General features: G+C 68.7%; 17 protein-coding genes and 1 pseudogene. 10 read left to right on the top strand and 8 right to left on the bottom strand.

Annotation, left to right across the window (positions count from 1 at the left end; translation table 11 throughout):
* Positions 1-278: 278 nt before the first annotated feature.
* Both metC and IEX18_RS14110 read right to left on the bottom strand, forming a co-directional pair.
* Positions 279-1511 carry a cystathionine beta-lyase gene (gene metC / locus IEX18_RS14115; protein WP_188659356.1) on the bottom strand — a complete coding sequence of 411 codons (1233 nt, stop codon included), beginning with the start codon at positions 1509-1511 and terminating at the stop codon, positions 279-281.
* Positions 1469-2296 (bottom strand): sulfurtransferase, encoded by an 828-nt coding sequence (locus IEX18_RS14110; protein ID WP_188659355.1) that lies wholly within the window; start codon positions 2294-2296, stop codon positions 1469-1471. The genes metC and IEX18_RS14110 overlap by 43 nt, the downstream gene beginning before the upstream one ends.
* Before the next feature lie 126 nt (positions 2297-2422).
* On the opposite strand from IEX18_RS14110, the gene queF reads away from it, so the two are divergent.
* The 4 genes and pseudogenes from queF to IEX18_RS18870 all read left to right on the top strand — a co-directional run.
* Positions 2423-2869 (top strand): preQ(1) synthase, encoded by a 447-nt coding sequence (queF, locus tag IEX18_RS14105; RefSeq protein ID WP_188659354.1) that lies wholly within the window; start codon positions 2423-2425, stop codon positions 2867-2869.
* A gap of 192 nt (positions 2870-3061) precedes the next feature.
* Positions 3062-5344, top strand: a complete 2283-nt coding sequence (locus tag IEX18_RS14100; protein WP_229664576.1) for a glycosyltransferase family 4 protein — start codon at positions 3062-3064, stop codon at positions 5342-5344.
* A 53-nt stretch (positions 5345-5397) separates the two neighbouring features.
* Entirely contained in the window at positions 5398-6681 is a 1284-nt protein-coding gene (locus tag IEX18_RS14095; RefSeq protein WP_188659353.1) for a glycoside hydrolase family 130 protein, read from the top strand.
* A gap of 11 nt (positions 6682-6692) precedes the next feature.
* Positions 6693-7127: pseudogene (locus IEX18_RS18870) on the top strand (FMN-binding negative transcriptional regulator); the annotation flags it as partial.
* Positions 7128-7371: 244 nt separating this feature from the next.
* On the opposite strand, the gene IEX18_RS14085 reads toward IEX18_RS18870, so the two are convergent.
* A complete protein-coding gene (locus tag IEX18_RS14085) occupies positions 7372-9330 on the bottom strand; it encodes an OPT family oligopeptide transporter (protein WP_188659352.1) in 1959 nt (652 codons plus the stop codon).
* 185 nt (positions 9331-9515) lie between these two features.
* Here IEX18_RS14085 and IEX18_RS14080 point away from each other — a divergent pair, with 185 nt between their 5' ends.
* Entirely contained in the window at positions 9516-10805 is a 1290-nt protein-coding gene (locus IEX18_RS14080) for a homoserine dehydrogenase (protein WP_188659351.1), read from the top strand.
* Positions 10806-11234: 429 nt separating this feature from the next.
* Here IEX18_RS14080 and IEX18_RS14075 read toward each other — a convergent pair whose 3' ends face one another.
* From IEX18_RS14075 to IEX18_RS14060, 4 genes are read right to left on the bottom strand one after another with little or no spacing between them, the layout of a single operon-like run.
* The gene (locus IEX18_RS14075) at positions 11235-11723 is read right to left on the bottom strand and encodes a hypothetical protein (protein WP_188659350.1); all 489 of its coding nucleotides are present in this window, start codon (positions 11721-11723) and stop codon (positions 11235-11237) included.
* A complete protein-coding gene (locus tag IEX18_RS14070) occupies positions 11720-12067 on the bottom strand; it encodes a hypothetical protein (protein ID WP_188659349.1) in 348 nt (115 codons plus the stop codon). Before IEX18_RS14070 ends, IEX18_RS14075 begins: the two co-directional genes overlap by 4 nt.
* 58 nt (positions 12068-12125) lie before the next feature.
* Positions 12126-12557, bottom strand: a complete 432-nt coding sequence (locus IEX18_RS14065) for a CoA-binding protein (RefSeq protein WP_188659348.1) — start codon at positions 12555-12557, stop codon at positions 12126-12128.
* 54 nt (positions 12558-12611) lie between these two features.
* A complete protein-coding gene (locus tag IEX18_RS14060) occupies positions 12612-13547 on the bottom strand; it encodes an Mrp/NBP35 family ATP-binding protein (protein WP_188659347.1) in 936 nt (311 codons plus the stop codon).
* 70 nt (positions 13548-13617) lie between these two features.
* On the opposite strand from IEX18_RS14060, the gene hflK reads away from it, so the two are divergent.
* The 5 genes from hflK to IEX18_RS14035 all read left to right on the top strand — a co-directional run bounded on the left by hflK (position 13618) and on the right by IEX18_RS14035 (position 20297).
* The gene (gene hflK, locus IEX18_RS14055; RefSeq protein ID WP_188659346.1) at positions 13618-14706 is read left to right on the top strand and encodes a protease modulator HflK; all 1089 of its coding nucleotides are present in this window, start codon (positions 13618-13620) and stop codon (positions 14704-14706) included.
* Positions 14703-15569 (top strand): protease modulator HflC, encoded by an 867-nt coding sequence (gene hflC, locus IEX18_RS14050; RefSeq protein ID WP_229664574.1) that lies wholly within the window; start codon positions 14703-14705, stop codon positions 15567-15569. Before hflK ends, hflC begins: the two co-directional genes overlap by 4 nt.
* An 85-nt stretch (positions 15570-15654) precedes the next feature.
* Positions 15655-17181, top strand: a complete 1527-nt coding sequence (locus IEX18_RS14045; RefSeq protein ID WP_188659345.1) for a Do family serine endopeptidase — start codon at positions 15655-15657, stop codon at positions 17179-17181.
* Between the two features lie 202 nt (positions 17182-17383).
* Positions 17384-19051, top strand: a complete 1668-nt coding sequence (locus IEX18_RS14040; RefSeq protein ID WP_188659344.1) for a helicase HerA-like domain-containing protein — start codon at positions 17384-17386, stop codon at positions 19049-19051.
* A 13-nt stretch (positions 19052-19064) separates the two neighbouring features.
* Positions 19065-20297 carry a M20 metallopeptidase family protein gene (locus IEX18_RS14035; protein ID WP_188659343.1) on the top strand — a complete coding sequence of 411 codons (1233 nt, stop codon included), beginning with the start codon at positions 19065-19067 and terminating at the stop codon, positions 20295-20297.
* A 197-nt stretch (positions 20298-20494) separates the two neighbouring features.
* Here the strand turns inward: IEX18_RS14035 and IEX18_RS14030 are convergent, their stop codons facing one another.
* Complete coding sequence (locus IEX18_RS14030; protein ID WP_188659342.1) at positions 20495-21151, bottom strand: sigma-70 family RNA polymerase sigma factor; 657 nt, start codon at positions 21149-21151, stop codon at positions 20495-20497.
* Positions 21152-21236: the final 85 nt, after the last annotated feature.

The following is a 21236-nucleotide window of genomic DNA, read 5'->3' as shown; positions in this document are numbered from 1 at the left end:
TGTCCCTTTCATGGGATGGATCCGATGTCCCCGCCTGCATGTCCCGACGATGCCGCGTCTGTATGATCGGGGCTCAAAGCCCCCGCGCGATCGCTCTGCCGGTCGCGCTGGAATGCCAGCGCCTTCGCACCTGCACAAGTCGGTTTCGTACAACGGGGCACGGAACAGCCATATTATGTTGCGCAGACGTCACATTCACGCGGAAGTTATTCTAACCAGTGCGATTTCATCTACGTGTCTGCGGCCGGGGTGGTGCGCATCTCAAAATCATGTACTTGTCAGCCGCGCACCGCGCTAAAGCGGTCCAGCCCGGCGGCCAGATCTGCGATCAGGTCGTCGACATCTTCCAGCCCGATCTGCAGCCGCACCATCGGTCCTGCCGCCTGGCGACGGGTCACGCTGCGATAGCGGTGAGGGTCGATCGGCACGACCAGGCTTTCATAACCACCCCAGCTATAGCCGATCCCGAAATGCTCCAGCCCGTCGATCAGGGCAGTCCGCGCCGCATCGTCGCCGCCCGCAAGCTCGAAGGCGAACAGCCCCGCCGGTCCGCGGAAATCGCGCAGAAAGGTCTCATGGCCGGGGCAGTCGGGCAGGGCGGGGTGAAGCACCCGGGCTACCTCTGGCCGCGTCGCCAGCCATCGCGCCACCGCCAACGCGCTCTCGCCATGCCGGTCGAGCCGCAGCTTCATCGTTCGCAATCCCCGGCTGCCGAGCCACGCATCGTCGGGGCTGACATGCTGGCCCAGCTGGAAGCTCGTCTCACGCAGCCGCTTGAACCAGGCGGGATTGGCGGTGACCGATCCCAGCATCACGTCCGAATGGCCGACGATATATTTGGTGCAGGCGAGAATCGCCATGTCGACCCCGAGCCCGATCGTCGGGAAGAGGAGGGGGGTCGCCCAGGTATTGTCGATGAGTGTCGCGACCCCTCGCGCGCGGGCCGCAGCGACGATCGCAGGCACGTCCTGCACCTCGAAGGTCAGGCTGCCCGGGCTTTCCATGAAGATCGCGCGCGTCTGCGGCCCGATCAGCTCTGCGATACCGGCGCCGATCATGGGGTCGTAGAAGCGGGTGGCGATCCCCATCCGCGCCAGCAGGCCCGTCGCCAGCGAGCGGGTCGGGTCATAGGCGCTGTCGACCAGCAACAGTTCGTCGCCCGGCGACAGCACGGTCAGCAGCGCCGCCGCCACCGCCGCCACGCCGGATGGATAGAGGAAGGTCGCCTCCGCCCCCGGCTCCAGTTCGGTGAGCGCATCGGCCAGCGACCATTGGGTCGGCGTGCCCCGCCGTCCGTAGAACAGCGTGTGGTGCGTGTCCTTCGCGCCCGTGGCCCGCAGATGCGCGACCGAATCGTAGAGGATCGTGGAGGCGCGCCAGACCGGCGGGTTGACGATCCCGCCCGTCCATTCGGGCCGCCGCCCGGCCTGCACCACCTGCGTGGCGGGCTTGTCGGATTTGCCGCCGCTCACAGGCCGAGCGCCTTGGGGCTGGCCGGATCGCTGCCCCATTCGGACCAGCTGCCGTCATAGATCGCCGCCTCGCGACCCAGCAGATGCGCGGCGAAGGCGATTACTGCCGCGGTGACCCCGGATCCACAGGTCGCGACCAGCGGTGCGTCCAGATCGACGTCGGCGAACACAGCCTTCAGCGCGTCTCCCCGCTTCCACGTCCCGTCGCCTTCGAAGAAGCGGGGATAGGGGATGCACTGCGCCCCCGGGATATGGCCGGGCGCCGCGCCGTGCGGGTCCGGCTCCTCGCCGGTGAAGCGCGGCCGCGAGCGGGCGTCGAGCAGCTGCTCGGCCCCCGTCGCCAGATTGCCGCGCACCTGCTCGCGGGTCCGCAGCCGCGCTTCGTTGAAGTGTGGGGTGACGGGGCGGGGCGGCGCCACCTCGTCCCCGGTGGATAGCGGCCGTCCCTCCGCACGCCATTTGGCGAGGCCGCCATCGAGGATCGCGACGTCGCCGATCCCGAAGCTGCGCAGCAGCCACCAGGCCCGGGCCGCCGAGCGCCATGGCGAGTCGTCGTAGAGCACGATCCGTGCGCCGTCGCCCAGGCCCAGCGGCTCGAGGTGCCGCGCCATCGTCGCCGCATCGGGCAGCGTGTTCGGAAGCGGCGAAGTCGTGTCGCGCAGCGACGCCAGATCGAGGAACACCGCACCGGGAATATGGCCGCCGCGATATTCGGCGCGGGCGTCGCGCCCCAGTTCGCCCGCGAGCAGGGTCGCGTCGGCCACCACGAGATCGGGGGCGCCGAGCGCGCCTGCGAGCCAATCGGTCGATACAAGCGATTCCATGCGCCGGCTCCCTAATCTTCCGGCCCGGCGGCGTCGAGGGAGTGCAAAGAGGCACTTTGCGCTCATTCGGGTGCACGAGCGCGCGCAAACTTTGCTTCCGGTCACCGCGCCCCTACATGCGCGGCCATGACCCCCAAGCATCTCGGCCAGTCCAGCGCGCTGCCCGCCTCGCCCGAGGCGGCGGAGCTCGACTATGTTCCCAATCCCCGCCCCGGCAGCCTGTATCTCGTGCGCTTCGCCGTACCGGAATTCACCTCGCTCTGCCCGGTGACCGGCCAACCCGACTTCGCCCATCTCGTCCTCGACTATGCGCCGGGCGAGACGATCGTCGAATCCAAGTCGCTCAAGCTGTTCCTCGGCGCGTTCCGCAATCATGCCGCGTTTCACGAGGATTGCACCGTTGGGATCGGACAGCGTCTGTTCGACGAGATGAAGCCGCTCTGGTTGCGAATCGGCGGATTTTGGTATCCGCGCGGCGGTATCCCGATCGACGTCTTCTGGCAGTCCGGCGCGCCGCCCGAGGGACTGTGGCTGCCCGATCAGGGCGTCGCGCCCTATCGCGGTCGAGGCTGAAATTTCTTCGTCTTTGCAACGCGCTGCGTGGTCAACGAACTGATCAGCCGTTCGCGCTTACGGAACAGCATCATCTACCCTAGCGATGTATCGTGACATTTTCGTGTTGCGCTGCGGCAATCCATGCAACCTTCGGCCCGATGAACGGTTCGTTCAGCCATGACGGGGCGAGTCCCTGTCCTGTTATGGGGCATGAGGAAGGCGATGGTGGAGCGCGTGGGTGCGGGTACGATCAATCATCTGGCGCTGATCGGTAACTTCCTGCCGCGTCAGTGCGGCCTCGCCACCTTCACCACCGACGTCTACAAGGCGGTGCGCGATCGCTTTCCCGACGTTCGCGTCGATGTATGGGCGATGGACGACCACCCGGGACGCTACGCCTATCCGCCGGCCGTCACCGGCGCGATCGCCCAGCATGACCTCTCCGCCTATCTCGCCGCGGCGCGTGCGATCGAGGCATCCGGCGCCCAGGCCATCTGGCTCCAGCACGAATATGGCATCTATGGCGGCCCGGCCGGCGAGCATATCCTGTCGCTTCTCGACCGCACGACGCTGCCGCTGATCGTCACCCTCCACACGGTGCTCGAAAAGCCGAGTGCCGACGAGCGCCGGGTGCTGGAGGGCCTGCTCCAGCGCGCGGCGCGGATCGTGGTGATGGCGGAGAAGGGGCGCGAGATTCTCCAGCGCGTCTATGGCGCCAACCCACGCCAGATCGTCATGATCCCCCATGGCGTTCCCGATCGGCCGCTGCTCGATCCCAACCAGCTCAAGCCACGCTTCGGCTGGGAAGGCCGTCCGGTCGTCCTGACCTTTGGTCTCCTCGCGCCCAACAAGGGGATCGAGACGATCATCTCTGCACTACCGGCCGCGGTCGCCCGCCACCCGGACCTGCTCTACGTCGTTCTCGGGGCCACCCACCCCAATCTCGTTGCGCATGAGGGCGAGCGGTACCGCGACCATCTCAAGGCGCTCGCCGCCGAGAAGGGCGTCGCCGCCAATGTGGAGTTCGTCGACGCCTTTCTCGAGCATGACGAGCTGCTCGAATATCTCCAGGCGGCCGATATCTACGCGACGCCCTACACCAATCCGGCGCAGATCACTTCCGGCACGCTGTCCTACGCGATCGGCGTCGGCAAGCCGGTGATCTCGACCCCCTATGTGCACGCCACCGAAATTCTGGCGGACGGCCATGGCGTGCTGGTCGACTTCGGCGACGCGCAGGCGTTCGCACGCGATATCGACCGGCTGCTGTCCAACGATCGCGATCGGCTGGCCCTGTCGCGGCGGGCCTATGCGCGGGGCCGCACGATGATCTGGCCGCGACTGGCGGAGGCGGCGATGGCGGAGACCGAAGCAGCAGTGGCGGCGCGACCGCGGCGGATCGTGGCGTCCGCGCCGGCGCTTCGCCCGCTCGCGCCCGACTTTTCCGCTGTCGAGCGGATGAGCGATGCGACCGGCATGCTCCAGCACTCGATCTACTCGGTGCCCGACCGCCGTCACGGCTATTGCATCGACGACAATGCCCGCGCGCTGATGCTGATGAGCGCGATGCCCGAACTCGACGACGAGCGGTGCGACAAGTGGACAACCGTCTACGCGTCCTTCGTCCAATATGCCTGGAACCCGGACAAGCGTCGCTTCCGCAACTTCATGCACTTCGATCGCAGCTGGTGCGAGGATGTCGGGTCGGAGGATTCGAACGGCCGCACCATCTGGGCGCTCGGCGTCACCGCGCGCGATGCCCGCGCCGCCAAGCACCGCGACTGGGCGAGCGTGATGTTCGACGCGACCGCCGCGGTGGCGCTCGACCTCCATTCGCCGCGCGCCCAGGCCTTTGCGATGCTCGGCGCCGCGGCGATGCTCGAGGCCAAGCCCGGGCACGAACTGGCGCGTACCATCCTGCAGCGCTTTCCGGACACCCATCTCGAACTGCTCGCCGAAACGCGGCGCCCGGAATGGCAGTGGTTCGAGATCGTGCTGGCCTATGACAATGCCCGTCTGCCGGAGGCGCTGATCCGCGCCGGCATGGCGCTTAATCGTCAGGACCTGATCGACTGCGGTCTCCACACGCTCGAATGGATCTGCAGCAAGCAGATATCGCCCGAGGGCCGGTTCCGCGCGGTCGGCACCGAGAGCTTCGGCCGACCCTATGCCGAACCGCTTCAGTTCGATCAGCAGCCGCTGGAGGCGCAGGCGACCGTCGATGCCTGCCTTGCCGCGCACGCGGCGACCGGGGAGCAGCGCTGGGTGGACGAGGCTATGCGCGCCTATGGCTGGTTCCTCGGCGCCAACGACCTCGACCTGCCGCTGGCCAGCGTCGCCGATGGCGGATGCTTCGACGGACTGATGCCCAACGGGCTCAACCGCAACCAGGGCGCCGAGTCGATCCTCGCGCTGCAACTGGCGAATTGTGCGATTTCGGGGCTGGCGCGCAAGGCTATCCCCGTGGCAGGAGCGTCGCGCGCCGTCGCGTAGCCACGCTCGTGTCGCCGCGCCAGTGACGACCAGTATCGGGGCCGCCAGACGCGATGAAGCTCTTCAACCACGAATTGCGGCTGCACGCCGATCCCTCGCGCGTGGTGGTTCGCCCGTTCCACATCGCGTTCGGCGGCCACGGCGCCCCGCCCAGCCGCACCGAGCGGCTGGTGGGCGAGGTGCTGGCCATGACCACGGCGCAGGCGCGCGCCGAGCTGGAGACCGTGCTCAAGGATTTCGAGGCGCGGCACTGGCAGACGCGGCGCGTCTTCATGACCCGCTATGACGAGATCGAGGACCTGCTCGGCCTCGACGGTGCGCGCATCGACGACGAGAAGCGGCAGCTGATCGGCGCCTATTTCTGCCACGAATACAGCTATGCCGCCGCGGCGCTGATGAATCCGTCGGCGGTCCCGCATTTCGACCAGTCGGGCATGCCCCCGGGGTCGCTGCGCATCCTCATGTCGATGCGGTCGGTGGGCGAGGGGCACATTTCCTCCGTCGCGTTCCGGGAAGGCATCATCACCGATCGCGACGAGATGAGGCTCGCGCCCGAACCGCCCTTCGCCACCGCGACCGACGCGGTCGGGCAGGATCGCGAGTCGGTGCTCGAAGGGCCGATCACCGTCTATCGCCATCGCGACTCCACCCTGTCGGGCACCGTCATCTTCCCGATGACCGGTGCCCAGTCCAAGGGGCTGGAGGACATGCGCATCGTCCGCTTCCAGCATGAGGACGGCAGCTTCGAATGGATCGGCACCTATACCGCCTATAACGGCTCGTCGATCCAGTCTGAGCTGATGCGCACCCGCGACTTCCGCGCCTTCGATCTCGTGCCGATGAGCGGCACCGCCAGCCACAACAAGGGCATGGCGCTGTTTCCGCGCGCGGTCGACGGCCAGTATATGATGATCGGCCGATCGGACGGCGAGAACCTGTTCCTGCTCAAGTCGAACGATCTGACCCATTGGGACAATGGCGAGAAGATCCTCACCCCCGTCTATCCGTGGGAGCTCGTGCAGATCGGCAATTGCGGTCCGCCCATCGAGCTGGACGAGGGCTGGCTGCTGCTGACCCACGGGGTCGGCGCGATGCGCAAATATTCGATCGGCGCCGTGCTGCTCGACAAGCATGATCCGTCCAAGGTGATCGGCCGGACGCGCGAGCCGATCCTCGCCGCCAAGGATCAGGACCGCGAGGGATATGTGCCCAACGTCGTCTATTCGTGCGGCGCGATCCTGCACGGCGACCGTCTGTTCCTGCCCTATGGCATCGCCGACAGCTCGATCGGCTTCGCCTTTGTCGGCGTGGACGAGCTCCTCGCCGCCATGGCCTGACGAAAACTCCGATGTACCCGCCGCGCCAGTTCCGCGAGGAGCGGCCGGCGGTGCTCGCCGCGGCGATGCGCGACATCGCCTTCGCGTCGCTGGTCGCGGCCGATCCGGACGGCCGGATCGAGGCGGTGCACTTGCCGCTGCTCGCCGATCACGGCGCGACGCGGCTGGAAGGGCATGTCGCGCTCGCAAACCCCTTCTGGCGGATCGCGGAGCGGGGCGGGACCGCGCTCGCCATCTTCCAGGGTCCGCACGCCTATCTGCATCCCGGCTGGTACCCGTCCAAACGGGTCGACGGCCGTGCCGTCCCGACCTGGAACTATGTCGTGGTCAAAGCGCGTGGCGACCTCTCGGTCGAGCGCGATCCCGATTGGCTCCGCGCCCATGTCGCCGCGCTGACCGACCGGCACGAGGCGGAGCGCGACGAACCCTGGCGCGTGGAAGACGCGCCCGCCGATTATCGTGATCGCCTGCTCCGCGGGATCGTGGGCATGCGCTTGTCGATCACGGCCCTCTCCGGAACCTGGAAGATGGCGCAGCACCATCCGGACGCCAACCGACAGTGTGATCGATGGCCTCGCCGCTACCGGTCGCCCTCAGGACGCCGCCGTAGCCAGGATCATGCAGGCAGCGCGGGATTAGATCGGTTCGCAAGCGTGGAGGGGCCGCTCTCCGCAGCCCCCAGGCACGGAGTCACCCCCGTACCTGCACGCGCGCATAGCGGTAGAGCATGGCCACAAGCGCCAGGAACAGCAGCGTGCCCCCTATCAGGGCTGCGGTTTCAAAGGGCGGACCGACGATCGCGAGCGGCGCATCCGAGCCTGTCGCGTAGACGATCCCGGCAAATGCCACGCCCCACAGGCTCTCGCCCACGATCATGCCCGTCGCGGCGAGCACGCCCATCCGCTCGGCGCCCTCGGCATCGGGCTGTCGTCGCGCCCAGCGGTCGTAGATCGCGCCGATCACCGCACCCAGCACCACCGGCAGCGTCACCGCCATCGGCAGATACACGCCGAGGCCGACGCCCAGCGGCGGCAGGCGGAGCTTGCCCGCCCGGCCCAGCGCCTCGTCGATCACGATGATGACCGCACTGGCGAGTGCGCCCCAGCCGATCATCGCCCAGTTCAGGTCCCCGCCGAGCACGCCCTTGGCGAGCGCGGAGATCAGCGCAGCCTGCGGCGCGGCCAGCGCGTTCGGCCCCGCGCCCGGCGTGCCGACGAAGCCCAGCGTCGAGCCGAGCAGGTTGAGCACCGGCGGCACCACGATCGAGCCGAAGATCACGCCGAAGACCAGCGCCACCTGCTGCTTCCACGGCGTCGCGCCGACCAGCTGGCCGGTCTTCAGATCCTGAAGATTGTCGTTGGAGATGGTCGCCACGCCGAACACGATCCCGGTCACGATCAACGCATAGGCGACCAGTGCCTGCGTGACGTCGGGCGAGGTGCCGCGGCCGAAGAACCCGACGAGCATCAGGCTGGCCGCCAGCACCGACAGGATGCCGATTCCCGATACCGGCGAATTCGAGGCACCGATCAGCCCGGCCATGTATCCGCACACCGCCGCGATCACGAGCCCGATGACGAGGATGAACAGGAGCGCGCCGCCGATCAGCGCGACTTCCGATCCGGCCAGCGGCCCGCCGCGGATCACCGTCCAGAGAAGAAGTGCGATCGGCACCAGCATCGCCAGCGTCACGCCCGCGACGATGCCGATCGGCAGGTCGCGCTCGCCCAGTTCCACGGTGGCGCCGTCGCGCTTGGCGGCGGAGGCGGCGATCGCCGACTGGATGCCACGGACGACCGGCCCGATGATCTTGAGCAGCGTCCAGATCGCCGCCACTCCGATCACGCCCGCGCCGAAGAAGCGCACGTCGCTGCGGAACACGCCGCCCGCCCAGGCGGCGACGTCGCCGCCCGCCGCGATCGGCGCCGCGGCGGTCAGGATCGGCAGCACGATCCACCAGCCCACGACGATCCCGACGAACATGGCGAGGCCGACCGACAGGCCGACCAGATGCCCAGCGCCGATCAGCGCGAAGGACAGGCCGCCCGCGATCCCCGTCGCGCCGCTCCCCGCGCGAAACCACAGCGCCGCCTCCGCCGTCGCAAGCCGGGTCTGGGTCAGGATGGCGAAGGCGGCGGAGGTCACCGCGCTCCACACGATCATCATCAGCCCCCGCGCGCTTTCCGCCGCGCCTTCGCGGCTGCCGGCGCCGACCTTCAGTACCTCGGCGGCGGCGCGGCCTTCGGGATAGGGCAGGGGCGTGTCGACCACGAGCGCGCGGCGCAGCGGGACCGAGAACATCACGCCCAAGATGCCGCCGAACGCGGTGATCGCGGCGGTCGTCAGATAGGGAAAGCCCTGCCACCAGCCGATCATGACGAGACCCGGCAGCACGAAGATGATCGCCGCCAGCGTGCCGGCGGCCGAGGCGACCGTCTGGACGATATTGTTTTCCAGGATCGTCGCGCCGGGCAGATAGCGCAGGATCGCCATGGAGATCACTGCCGCCGGGATTGAAGTGGCGAAGGTCAGCCCGACCTTCAGGCCCAGATAGACGTTTGCGGCGGTGAACAGCAGCGTGATGAGCCCGCCGAGCAGGACGCCGCGTACGGTCAGCTCGGCCATCGGCCGGACGGAGGAGGTGGTCATGTCGCCAGCATGGCCGATGCCAGCCGCTTTGCAAAGCGCCGGACAAGACCGCGCCGTCACCCCGGACTTGTTCCGGAGGCCACTGTTCCGCATAGGCAACGGCCGTTGGCCATGCGCAACGGTCGATGCCGGGACAAGCCCGGCATGACGATGAGTATGACAACACGATAGCGGGGACAGGACGGATGGCGGACGCGTTGCGGGTGGCATTGGCAGGGCTGGGCACGGTAGGCGGCGGCGTCATCCGGCTGCTCGACGCAAACCGCGACCTGATTACCCGCCGCGCGGGGCGCCCGATCGAGGTCGTCGCCATTTCCGCCCGCGATCGTACGCGAGACCGCGGCATCGACCTGTCGCGCTTCGCCTGGGTGGACGACACCAGCGCGCTCGCCGCGCAGGACGATGTGGACGTGGTGGCCGAGATGATCGGCGGTTCGGACGGGCCCGCGCTGACCCTCGCCCGGGCGACTCTCGCCGCGGGCCGGGGTTTCGTCACCGCGAACAAGGCAATGCTGGCGCACCATGGCCTCGAGCTGGCTGAGCTGGCCGAGCGTGGCAACGCACCGCTCAAGTTCGAGGCGGCGGTCGCCGGCGGCATCCCGGTCATCAAGGGCTTGCGCGAAGGCGCGGCGGCGAATGCGATCGGCCGCGTCTATGGCATCCTCAACGGCACCTGCAATTTCATCCTGTCGAAGATGGAGGCGGAGGGCCGCGACTTCGCCGAGGTGCTCGCCGAGGCGCAGGCGCTGGGTTACGCGGAAGCCGATCCCACCTTCGACATCGACGGGATCGATGCGGCACACAAGCTGTCGATCCTCGCCAGCATCGCCTTCGGCACACGGCCGGCCTTCGCCGCGGTGCAGGCGCAGGGGATTCGCCATGTGCTGGGCGCCGACATCGCCGAGGCGGCGGCGCTGGGCCATCGGGTCCGGCTGGTCGGTCTGGCCGAGGCGGGGCCGCACGGGCTGTTCCAGCGGGTCCATCCGCACCTCGTGCCGTTCGATCATCCGCTCGCGCATGTCACCGGCTCGACCAACGCGGTGGTGGCGGAGGGCGATCATGTCGGCCGCCTCTTCTTCCAGGGCGCCGGGGCGGGCGAGGGGCCGACCGCGAGTGCGGTGGTCGCCGACCTGATCGACATCGCCCGCGGGGTCGCCGGGCCGCCCTTCGCCATGCCCGCCGCGCTTCTCGCCGCGCCGACGGCCGCCGACAGCGGCGAGCGCCGCGGCCGCGCCTATCTGCGCTTCACCGTCGAGGACCGGGTCGGCGTGCTCGCCGAGATCGCCGCGGCGATGCGCGATGCGGGCGTGTCGATCGAAAGCCTGATCCAGCGCGGCGTGACGGTGGAGGGCCATGTCCTCGTCGCGATCGTGACGCATGAAGGGCCGGAACGCTGCGTGGCGCAGGCGCTGGAACGGCTGCGCGGGTCGCAGAGCCTGGCGGGCCAACCCTTGTGGATGCCGATCCTGGGATAGGCTTGTTTCCGCAGGACGCCATTCGCCCTGAGGAGCCGTTGAGCGAAGTCGAAACGGCGTCTCGAAGGGCCAGTATGGCCTGTGCGGCAGGTGCTTCGAGACGGGGCTTCGGCTGCGCTCAGCCTCTCCTCAGCACGAACGGGTTGTTGCCGAAGGTCCCCAGCTCAAACCGTCGCCCCAGCGAAGGCTGGGGCCTCCCGCGGCTCCTTCCCGGCGCGATCACCGGAAGTTCGCAGGGAGACCTTTGCGAAAGTCCGGGCGCTCAACATTTCGCGTCCACCCCGGCGCAGGCCGGGGTCCAGCTGGGTGAAGCTTTGCAGTAACTTACGGACGTCCCCCAACTGGGCCCCAGCCTTCGCCGGGGTGGGCCGAAGACTTTTCAAAGGTCTCGCCTTTGCTGGGACGGCGTCGGGTGGGTTAAGAGGCAGCCTAAGGTGTTAGCCTCCCCGCGGTGGACGGCGGGGGCGCGTCCAGATCGATCGCGACCCGCTGCGACTTGTCGGGCTTCTTCCGAAAGGCCTTGGCAACGTCGCCGACCAGCTTGCCGACACTGGTCGCTTCGCCCGGCTGGTCGCAGCAGCTGTCGGGATCGATCAGCTTGCCCACCAGCCGCACCGCCGCGGTGCCCATACCCAACAGGTTGACGCCGCTCGCGCACCCGCCCTGTCGCGCTCCGCAGACGGGCGCTGCCGCCGCCAGCGCACCGATGCCGGTCATATCCGGGTTCGACGCCCGCGGCCGGTCCTTCGACCCGCGTTCCTCCGGCGGCAGCGCGTCGGTTGATTCGCCGCACACCACCACCTCGTCGCCCGTACTCTTCGGGCAATTGAGCAGCACGATCCGTTCCGGCGGGCCCGGCGGCGGCAGCCGCACCGCGGGCGTTGCGGCTTGCAGTGTCAGCAGCACCGCGGCGATCACGGCGCCAGCTTCCGTGCGCCGGTCACGCTGGTGCCGCGGGCGCTGGTCGTCATATGCGCGCCGACGAAGCCGCAACCGACGAGGATTGCGCGACGCTCCTGACAATTATCGGTCTTCGCCAGCAGCCGGTTCCGCTCGCCCGATACGCTCTCCGCGCGTGGATCGCCGGGGTCATAGCCGACGAAGGGCACCCGGAACCGGTCGGCGTTGCGCAGCCCGCACACGGTGATGTCGGTGCTGTCGGCACTCTTCCGGCAACCGGGATCTGCGGCGGTCAGGCGGCGGGCGGTATCGACCATCGCCTCCGGTTCGGTCGCCAGCATCAGCATCAGCAACGGCAGCATCGGCGGTCCTCCGGGGAGGTCGCCGATCTACCGTACCACCGGCGTAACGTAAAGGCGATCAGCCGGCGACCGGCGCCACGCCCAGCCGCGGGATCTCGATCGCGGGGCACCTATTCATCACCACTTTCAGTCCAGCCGCCTCGGCGCGCGCCGTGGCCTCTTCGTTGACGACGCCGAGCTGCATCCACACCGCCTTCGCCCCCGCCGCGATCGCCTGATCGACCGCTTCGCCGGCGGCGGCGGAGTTGCGGAAGATGTCGACGATGTCGATCCGATCACCCAGCTGCGACAGGTCGCGGAACACGAATTCGCCATGGACATGCTCGCCGGTGATCTGCGGATTGACCGGGATCACGCGATAGCCGTGCCGCTGGAGCATCGCCATCACGCCAAAGGAGGGGCGGTTCGGCCGGTCGGACGCGCCGATCATCGCGATCGTTCGCGCATTCTCCAGCAACTCGCGCAGATCGGCATCGTCGGTGAGCGGCATGGCGGCACGTCCTTTCCTGTCGGTCAGGGCAGAACGCCACGCGCGCCTCGCGGTTCAGCGCGCCGCCAGCCAGTCCGCCACCCGCGCGGCGATCGGCGCGAACACGCGGTCGTCACCGTGCGCCGCCGGCGGCGCACCGGCGTCGGAGGCGCGGCGGATCGCCAGCTCGAGCGGCACCCGGCCGAGAAAGGGGATTCCCAGCTCGGCCGCCGCCGCCTCTGCGCCGCCCTGCCCGAAGGGGTCGGACGCCTCGCCGCAATGCGGGCAGACATAGCCGGCCATATTCTCGACCAGCCCGATGATCGGGATACCCGCCTTGGTGAACAGGTCGATCGCGCGCGTTGCGTCGATCAGCGCCAGATCCTGCGGAGTCGAGACGATCACCGCGCCGGCCGGGCGATATTTCTGGACCATCGTCAACTGCACGTCACCCGTGCCGGGCGGCAGGTCGAGCAGCAGCGTGTCCGCCGCGCCCCACGCCCCCTCGACCAGCTGGCCGAGCGCCCCCGCCGCCATCGGCCCGCGCCACGCGATCGCCTGACCGGGCGCGACGAGCTGGCCCATCGACAGGATCGGCACGCCCCAGGGCGTGGCGACCGGGATCAATTGCTTCTCCAGCGCCTCGGGCCTGCTCCCTTCCACACCCATCAGCCGCGGCTGCGACGGACCATAGATATCGGCATCGACCAGCCCGACCTGCCGCCCGCCGCGCGCAAGCGCGATGGCGAGGTTGGCGGCGAGCGTCGATTTGCCGACCCCGCCCTTGCCACTGGCGACTGCGACCAGGGCGCGCTGCGCCCGCTCGGCGGTGACGATGACGCGCGCCTCGGGCGCGGCGGCCTTCACCGCGGCCTCCAGCGCGTCGCGGGCGGCGGGGGCGAGGCCCGTCGCGTCCAGCACCACGCCGATCCTGTCGCCCGTCCGGCGTACCGTCGCGCGTGTGCCCGCCACCGCGGCGATCGCCGCCTTCACCGATCCCGTATCTGCCATGCGCGGCAGATAGGGCGACGGCGCACGCTTGCCACTGTTTTTCGGTGGCCGCCCTTCCTATAGAAGGAGGATGACCATCCTGCCGCGCTGGGGGAAGCGCCGAATTATCCTCGCTTCGGACAATGCCAAGGGCCCCTGGGGCCAGGGCGACGGCGACGGGGAGGGCCCGCGCAATCCCTGGTCGCTCCCGCCTGGCGGCCGGCGCGGCCCCGCCAAGCCGACGGCGCTCGACGAGTTCCTCAAAAAGGCTCGCGGGTCGGGCGGCGGTGGCGGCAATGGCGGTTTTCCGGGCCTGCCCTCCGGCGCCAGCCCGCGGCTGCTCTGGGCGATCGGCACCGCGTTGCTCGTCGGCGCTTGGCTGGTCTTCACCTCGATCCACCAGATCGGCGCCCAGCAACGCGGCGTCGTTACCTATTTCGGTCGCTATGCCGGCACGCTCGCACCCGGGCTTCAGCTCACCCCGCCCGCGCCGATCGCGCGGGTCGAGACGGTCGACGTGCAGCGCGTCCGCATCGAGAATTTTCCGCGCGGCGACGGGGTCAACCTGACCCTGACGGGCGACCAGAACATCGTCGACCTGACCTATTCGGTGCGCTGGAACGTCGCCGATCCGCGCGACTTCGTCTTCCAGCTCGCCGAGCCGGAGGAGACGGTGCGCGCGGCGGCGGAGAGCGCGATGCGGGCGGTCGTGGCGACGACCACGCTCGATCAGGCACTCGGCGCCGGCCGCACTACGATCGAGCAGCGTGTCGCCGAGACGATGCAGGCGATCCTCAACTCCTATCGCTCCGGCGTCAGGATCCAGGACGTGTCGATCAACCGTGCCGCCGCACCCCAGCAGATCGTCGACGACTTCAACAAGGTGACTGCCGCCCAGCAGGAGGCGGTGGGCGCGGTCAACAAGGCGCGCTCCTACGCCCAGCAGGTGATTGCCTCCGCGCAGGGTGAGGCCGCCGCCTTCGACCGGGTGTACGAACAGTATCGCCTCTCGCCGGAGGTCACCCGCCGGCGCATGTATTACGAGACCATGGAGGCCGTGCTGGCCAAGTCGAACAAGACGATCGTCGAGCCGCAGGGCGTCGTTCCCTATCTGCCCGTGCCCAATGCGCGCCAGGTGGCCGAGCCGACGCCCGCGCCCCAGCAGGGAGGCGCGCAGTGAACCCCGCCCTCTGGCGCAATCCCGTCGCGCTCGGCATCGCCGCGCTGCTGGTCGTCATCCTGGCGGCGGCGACCTTCTCCATCGTGCCGGAAACCAAGCAGGCGGTGATCTATCGCCTGGCCCAGCCGATCCGCGTCGTGAACCGCTACGAGGCGGGGCAGACGATCGGCAGCTCGGGCGCGGGGCTGATCGTGCGCGTGCCCTTTCTCGATAGGATTGTGTGGGTCGACAAGCGCGTGCTTGACCTTGATCTCGAGAATACGCAGGTCCTCTCCAACGACCAGCTGCGGCTCAACGTCGGCGCCTTCGCGCGCTTTCGGGTCGTCGATCCGCGGCTGATGATCGCGACCGCCGGCAATGAAGAGAATGTCGCCAACCAGCTGCGTCCGCTGTTCGGCTCGACGCTCCGCAACGAACTGGGCAAGGTGCCGTTCACCGCGCTGCTCAGCCCGGAACGGGGAGAGGTGATGGACGCGATCCAGGACAGCCTCGACCGGCGTGCGCACCGCTATGGTGTCGAGATCGTCGACGTGCGCATCAAGGAGGCCGAGCTTCCGGAGGGCACGCCGCTCGAAAGCGCGCTGCGCCGGATGCAGACCGCGCGCCAGCAGGAGGCGATCACCATCGCCGCCGAGGGACAGCGCCAGGCCCGTATCGTCCAGGCCGATGCGGATGCGACGGCCGCCCGCATCTATGCTCAAAGCTTTGGCAAGGATGCCGATTTCTACGACTTCTATCGTGCGATGCAGTCCTACCGCCGAACCTTCGCGGCCGATGGCAATACAGATGGCCATGGAGCGACGCAGATCATCTTGTCTCCGAACAATTCGTATCTACGTGAGTTCGAGGGACGGGGACGCTGACCGTCCGTTCATATTCAACCATCGTTCAGCCGATTTCGGCGACAAGCCGCCGGGTTCGAACGACGAACGAGAGGAACTGAATACAGTGCGCTACGCATACGCCATTACCGGTGCCCTATTGCTCGGCGGCGCGACCGCGACCCTCGCCCTCCAGCCGGGTACCGCACAGACCGCGCAGAACGAGCCCGGCGCCATCCAGGCGGCCGCACCCCGTGCCGGTGCGCCGGGGAGCTTCGCCGACATGGTTGCGCGGCTTCAGCCTGCGGTGGTCAACATCTCGACCAAGCAGAGCATCCAGGTTCCGCAGCAGCAGACCAATCCGTTCGCCGGCACGCCGTTCGAGCAGTTCTTCGGCCAGCAGCAGGGGCAGAACGGCCGCCCGCAGAAGCGGGAGGGCCAGTCGCTCGGATCGGGCTTCATCATCTCGGCCGATGGCTATGTCGTGACCAACAATCACGTCGTCGCGCCGGCGCAGGGCGCCACCGTCGAGTCGATCACCGTCACGCTGCCCGACCGCAAGGAATATACCGCCCGGCTGATCGGCCGCGACGAGGCTTCCGACCTCGCGCTGCTCAAGATCGACGCGGCGAACCTGCCCTATGTGAAGTTCGGCGACTCGGCGCGGGCGCGTCCGGGTGACTGGGTGGTCGCGATCGGCAATCCGTTCGGCCTCGGCGGTTCGGTGACCGCAGGCATCGTCTCGGCGGTGCATCGCGTGACCGGGCAGGGCGGCGCCTATGACCGGTTCATCCAGACCGACGCCTCGATCAACCAGGGCAATTCCGGCGGCCCGATGTTCAACCTGAACGGCGACGTGATCGGCATCAACAGCCAGATCTTCTCGCAGTCGGGCGGTAATATCGGCATCGGCTTCGCCATCCCGGCCGAAGAGGCCAAGCCGATCATCGACAAGCTGATGAAGGGCGTGAAGATCCAGCGCGGCTATCTGGGCGTGACGCTGGGCGGCGGGGTGGACGACGATGCCGCCGCGGCGCTGGGCATCCCCAAGAACCAGGGCGAGCTGATCGCCGGCGTGACGGCAGACGGTCCGGCTGGCAAGGCGGGGCTGCGCCCGGGCGACGTCGTGACCAAGGTCAACGGCCAGACCGTGACGCCGGATACGACGCTGTCCTATCTCGTCGCCAACGTCCAGCCGGGGCAGACCGCCCGTCTCGACGTGCTGCGCAACGGCCGTCCGCAGACGGTGAACGTCACCGTCGCGGCGCGGCCTTCCAACCAGGAACTGGCGGCGCTGACCGGGCAGGGTGACGACTTCTCGGGCGGGGATGATGCGCCGACCCAGGCCGTGCCGGCGTCGAGCGCGCTCGGGCTCGTCGTGCAGCCGCTCACCCCGGCGATCGCGCGACAGATCGGCGTCGACTCGACCGTGCAGGGCGTCGTCGTCGCGCAGGTCGATCCGTCGAGCGACGCGGCCGGCAAGCTGCGCCGCGGCGACGTGATCTCCGCAATCAACGGAGTGCCGGTACGCAGCTCGGGCGACATGACGCAGGTCGTGGCGCAGGCCAAGGCGGCCAACCGTCCGCAGGTCCTTGCCCTCGTCCAGCGCGGACGCGGCAATCCAGCCTTCGTGCCGCTGCGCCTGAAGAGCTGAGGCCGCGCGCGTCGTCGTTCGTCCCGAGGGGGGGCTGAGCGAAGTCGAAGCCTCGTCGAAGGGCAGCTGCCCTTCGAGACGGCATTTCGGCAAGCTCGATGCCTCCTCAGCGCGAACGGTGAGCATAGGACCGGGGCCGCCCTCCGAAACCCGGATGGCGGCCCTTTTCTTTTGACCGGTCCGCGCAGTAGAGTTCGCGTCGATGACCGACGCTATCTTCATCGGCCTGGGCGGCGGCAAGCCGCAGGCCATCGAGCTTCGCCGCGCCAACCGTCACGGGCTGATCGCGGGCGCGACCGGCACCGGCAAGACGGTGACGCTCCAGGGCATCGTCGAGGGCTTCTCGGCGGCGGGGGTTCCCTGCTTCGTCGCCGATGTGAAGGGCGATCTGTCCGGCCTCGCCATGGCGGGATCGCCGACCGGCAAGATGCACGCGACCTTCGCCGCCCGTGCGCAAGAGGTCGGAGAGGCCGACTGGGCCTATCGGGACAATCCCGTGCAATTCTGGGATCTGTTCGGCGAGCAGGGCCATCCCGTCCGCGCCACGGTCAGCGAAATGGGTCCGCTGCTCCTCGCCCGGCTCATGGCGCTCAACGAGGTGCAGGAAGGCGTCCTCACCATCGCCTTCCACCTCGCCGACAAGGAGGGGCTGCTGCTCCTCGACCTCGACGATCTCCAGGCACTGCTCGCCCATTGCGCCGAGCGCGCGGAGGAGCTGACCACCACCTACGGCAACGTCTCCAAACAATCGGTCGGCGCGATCCAGCGCGCGCTGCTCCAGCTGCGGTCGCAGGGTGGCGAACATTTCTTCGGCGAGCCGGCGCTGGAGTTGACGGACATGATCCGCCTCGACGACAGCGGGCGCGGCGTGGTCAACATCCTCGCCGCCGACAAGCTGATGGCGAGCCCGAAGCTTTACGCCACCTTCCTCCTCTGGCTGCTCAGCGAGCTGTTCGAGCAGCTGCCCGAGGTGGGCGATCCCGACAAGCCGGTCATGGCCTTCTTCTTCGACGAAGCCCATCTGCTGTTCGACGAGGCGCCCGACGCGCTGCTCGACAAAATCGAACAGGTCGTGCGGCTGATCCGCTCCAAGGGTGTCGGCATCTACTTCATCACCCAGAACCCGCTCGATATCCCCGACAAGGTGGCCGGCCAGCTCGGCAACCGCGTCCAGCATGCCCTGCGCGCCTTCACCCCGCGCGATCAGGCGGCGGTGCGCGCGGCAGCGGAGACGTTCCGCGCCAATCCCGGCGTCGACGTCGCGACCGCCATCACCGAGCTCAAGGTGGGCGAAGCGCTGGTGTCGCTGCTCCAGCCCGATGGATCTCCCTCGCCGGTCGAGCGGACGCTGATCAAGCCGCCGCAGAGCCGGGTCGGTCCCGTCACGCCCGACGAGCGTAAGGTGCTAGTCCAGACCGACGCGATCGGCGACAAATACGACCACGCCATCGACCGGGAGTCGGCCGAGGAGATCCTTGCCGCCAAGACCAACGAGGCCGCCGCCGCCGCGGCTGCCGCCAAGGCGGCGGACCAGGCGGAGAAGGATGCCGCGCTGAAGGCCAAGGACGACGCCCGCGCCGCCAAGGACGCTGAGCGGGCCCGTTTGGCCGCGCAGCGAGACGCGGATCGACAGGCCCGGCTCGACGCGCAGGCTCAGCGTCAGGCCGAGCGCGAGGTGGCGAACAATCCCTGGACCAAGATGGCCAGTTCCGCCGCGCGCTCCGCCAGTTCCTCGATCGGGCGGCAGGTGGCCAACGAGATCGGCAAGCAGGTGTTCGGCACCAGCTCGCGGGGGCGGGGCGGGTCGTCGGGCGGCGGTCTGATCGGCCAGATCGCGCGTGGCGTGCTCGGCAACCTCTTCCGCGGCTGAAGGAAGCGACTCCATGTCCCTCGACTATACCGACACCGTGGCAGACTGGACCGACAGCGCCGAAGCGCTGCTCGGCGAGACCGTGGCGCTGCGCCGCGCGATCCATGCCGAGCCGGAGATCGGCCTCCACTGTCCGATGACCACCGCCAAGATCAAGGCGGCGCTCGCCGGACTGCCGCTGGAGTTTCGGGAAGGTCCCTCCACCACCGGGCTGATCGCGATCCTGCGGCCGAAGGGCCGGGCAGGCGACAATGGCCGTACCGTGCTGCTGCGGGGCGACATGGACGCGCTGCCGATGCAGGAGGAAACCGGGCTGACCTTCGCCAGCACGATTCCCGGCCGCATGCACGCCTGCGGCCACGATTCGCACACCGCGATGCTGGTCGGCGCGGCCAAGGCGCTGTGCGCGCGGGCGGACAGCCTTCCCGGCACGGTCGTCTTCATGTTCCAGCCGGGCGAGGAAGGCTATCACGGCGCCAAGCACATGCTCGACGACGGGCTGCTCGCCGATCCCGCACCCGATGCCGCCTTTGCGCTCCATATCTCGCCCAACATGCCGATGGGCGCGGTGGTGACCCGCAACGGCCCGCTTCTCGCCTCGGCGGAGACGGTCCACGCCCGCATCACCGGGCGTGGCGGCCATGCGGCGATGCCGCACGAGAATATCGATCCGACCCCGATCGCCTGCGAGATCGTGCTGGCGCTCCAGACCTTCATCGCGCGCCGCATCGCGGTCCACGACCCCGCCGTCCTCTCGATCACCTCGATCAAGGCGGGCTCGGGTGCGCACAACATCATCCCCGACACGGTCGAACTGCTCGGCACGCTCCGCACCCTGTCGGAGGATACGCGCGCGATCATGCATCAGGCGTTCCACCGTATCGTCGAGGGGATCGCCGCAGCGCATGGCGCGAGCGCGGAAGCGTGGATCGATACCGGCTACCCCGTGACGCAGAACGATCCGCGCGCGGTCGAGCTCTTCCGCCGCGCGACGGTGGCGCTCGATGGCGAAGACGCATGGCAGCCGATGCGCGCGCCGATGATGGGGGGCGAGGATTTCGCCTTCGTCCTGCGAGAGATGCCGGGCGCGATGGCCTTTATCGGCGCGGCGCCGGAAGGGACCGATCCGGCGACGAACCCGCCCCTGCACAACACGCATATGACGATCGACGAGCGTATCATGGCGAAGGGGATCGCGCTGCATTGCGCGATGGCCACTGGCTTCCTGGAGCGCGGCTTCGATTGATTGGTGGGCGCTCCGTTGCGAGCGCCTGTCCCCGCCGATCCCGTTCGCCCTGAGCGTAGTCGAAGGGCCGGTCCGTTATGTCTGAGCGGCTTGCTCGGGGCCGGGAAGATCAGTGCGCCGACAAGCCCAGCACGAACGGGTAGAGAGGGCGCGACCGCTCCGAGCCCTCCGCGCCTCCCCGTCAAAATCTCAGCCGCTCACCGACCGCGGCTGAGATTATCCACGTCGCTCATGATCGAATCCAGCGCCGTCTTGTTCGGGTCGACCTCGTGCTCCCGCCGTGAGGGCAGCGCGCCCTGCGTCAGGAGCGCGTCCAGCGCCACGCGGCCGCGGGCGACGCGACTCTTGATCGTGCCGACCGCGACGTTGCAGATTTCGGCCGCCTCCTCATAGGCGAAGCCGCCCGCGCCGACCAGGATCAGCGCCTCGCGCTGCGGTTGCGGCAGGTGCATCAGGGCACGCTGCATGTCGCCCAGTTCGACATGACGGTCCTGGCTCGCCGGAGCGGCGAGGATCCGGTCCGCCACCAGATCGTCCCACTCGCCCTTGAAGCGCGCGCGGCGCATCTGGGAAAGATAGAGATTGCGCAGGATGATGAACGTCCAGGCGCGCATGTTGGTGCCTGCCTGGAAGCGCTTGCGTGCCGCCCAAGCCTTCAGCAGCGTTTCCTGGACGAGATCGTCGGCCAGATCGCGACTGCCCGACAGCGAGCGGCCGAAGGCGCGCAGATGCGGGATCACCTGCGCCAGCTGCGTCTTGAACTCCGGATCGGAGAGCGAGACGTGCTCCACCGGCGCCACTTCGCCACCCGCATTCTCGTCGGCTGCGTCGTCGCGCAACTGGGACTCAGTCATTCTTGTCCGATCATGTGGCTCGGGCTAGCACGCCGCCCGGCCAAAATAGGGAGCGGGGCGGGGCTTTCCAACCCGCCCGCCGGCT

It is taken from the genome of Sphingomonas metalli, from assembly GCF_014641735.1.
Classification (GTDB): Bacteria; Pseudomonadota; Alphaproteobacteria; order Sphingomonadales; family Sphingomonadaceae; genus Sphingomonas; species Sphingomonas metalli.
Note: the sequence above shows the minus strand (reverse complement) of the source record. Positions and strands in the feature narration are given on the sequence as shown.

What these genes read in the sequence shown, in the direction of transcription:
- IEX18_RS14080 (WP_188659351.1), top strand. Translation starts at nt 9,516, where the DNA reads ATGGCGGACGCGTTGCGGGTGGCATTGGCAGGGCTGGGCACGGTAGGC.
- IEX18_RS14035 (WP_188659343.1), top strand. Translation starts at nt 19,065, where the DNA reads ATGTCCCTCGACTATACCGACACCGTGGCAGACTGGACCGACAGCGCC.
- IEX18_RS14085 (WP_188659352.1), bottom strand. Translation starts at nt 9,330, where the DNA reads ATGACCACCTCCTCCGTCCGGCCGATGGCCGAGCTGACCGTACGCGGC.
- IEX18_RS14060 (WP_188659347.1), bottom strand. Translation starts at nt 13,547, where the DNA reads ATGGCAGATACGGGATCGGTGAAGGCGGCGATCGCCGCGGTGGCGGGC.
- IEX18_RS14070 (WP_188659349.1), bottom strand. Translation starts at nt 12,067, where the DNA reads ATGCTGCCGTTGCTGATGCTGATGCTGGCGACCGAACCGGAGGCGATG.
- IEX18_RS14030 (WP_188659342.1), bottom strand. Translation starts at nt 21,151, where the DNA reads ATGACTGAGTCCCAGTTGCGCGACGACGCAGCCGACGAGAATGCGGGT.
- IEX18_RS14095 (WP_188659353.1), top strand. Translation starts at nt 5,398, where the DNA reads ATGAAGCTCTTCAACCACGAATTGCGGCTGCACGCCGATCCCTCGCGC.
- metC (WP_188659356.1), bottom strand. Translation starts at nt 1,511, where the DNA reads ATGGGGCAGCGATCCGGCCAGCCCCAAGGCGCTCGGCCTGTGAGCGGC.
- IEX18_RS14100 (WP_229664576.1), top strand. Translation starts at nt 3,062, where the DNA reads ATGAGGAAGGCGATGGTGGAGCGCGTGGGTGCGGGTACGATCAATCAT.
- IEX18_RS14110 (WP_188659355.1), bottom strand. Translation starts at nt 2,296, where the DNA reads ATGGAATCGCTTGTATCGACCGATTGGCTCGCAGGCGCGCTCGGCGCC.
- IEX18_RS14040 (WP_188659344.1), top strand. Translation starts at nt 17,384, where the DNA reads ATGACCGACGCTATCTTCATCGGCCTGGGCGGCGGCAAGCCGCAGGCC.
- IEX18_RS14065 (WP_188659348.1), bottom strand. Translation starts at nt 12,557, where the DNA reads ATGCCGCTCACCGACGATGCCGATCTGCGCGAGTTGCTGGAGAATGCG.
- hflK (WP_188659346.1), top strand. Translation starts at nt 13,618, where the DNA reads ATGACCATCCTGCCGCGCTGGGGGAAGCGCCGAATTATCCTCGCTTCG.
- queF (WP_188659354.1), top strand. Translation starts at nt 2,423, where the DNA reads ATGACCCCCAAGCATCTCGGCCAGTCCAGCGCGCTGCCCGCCTCGCCC.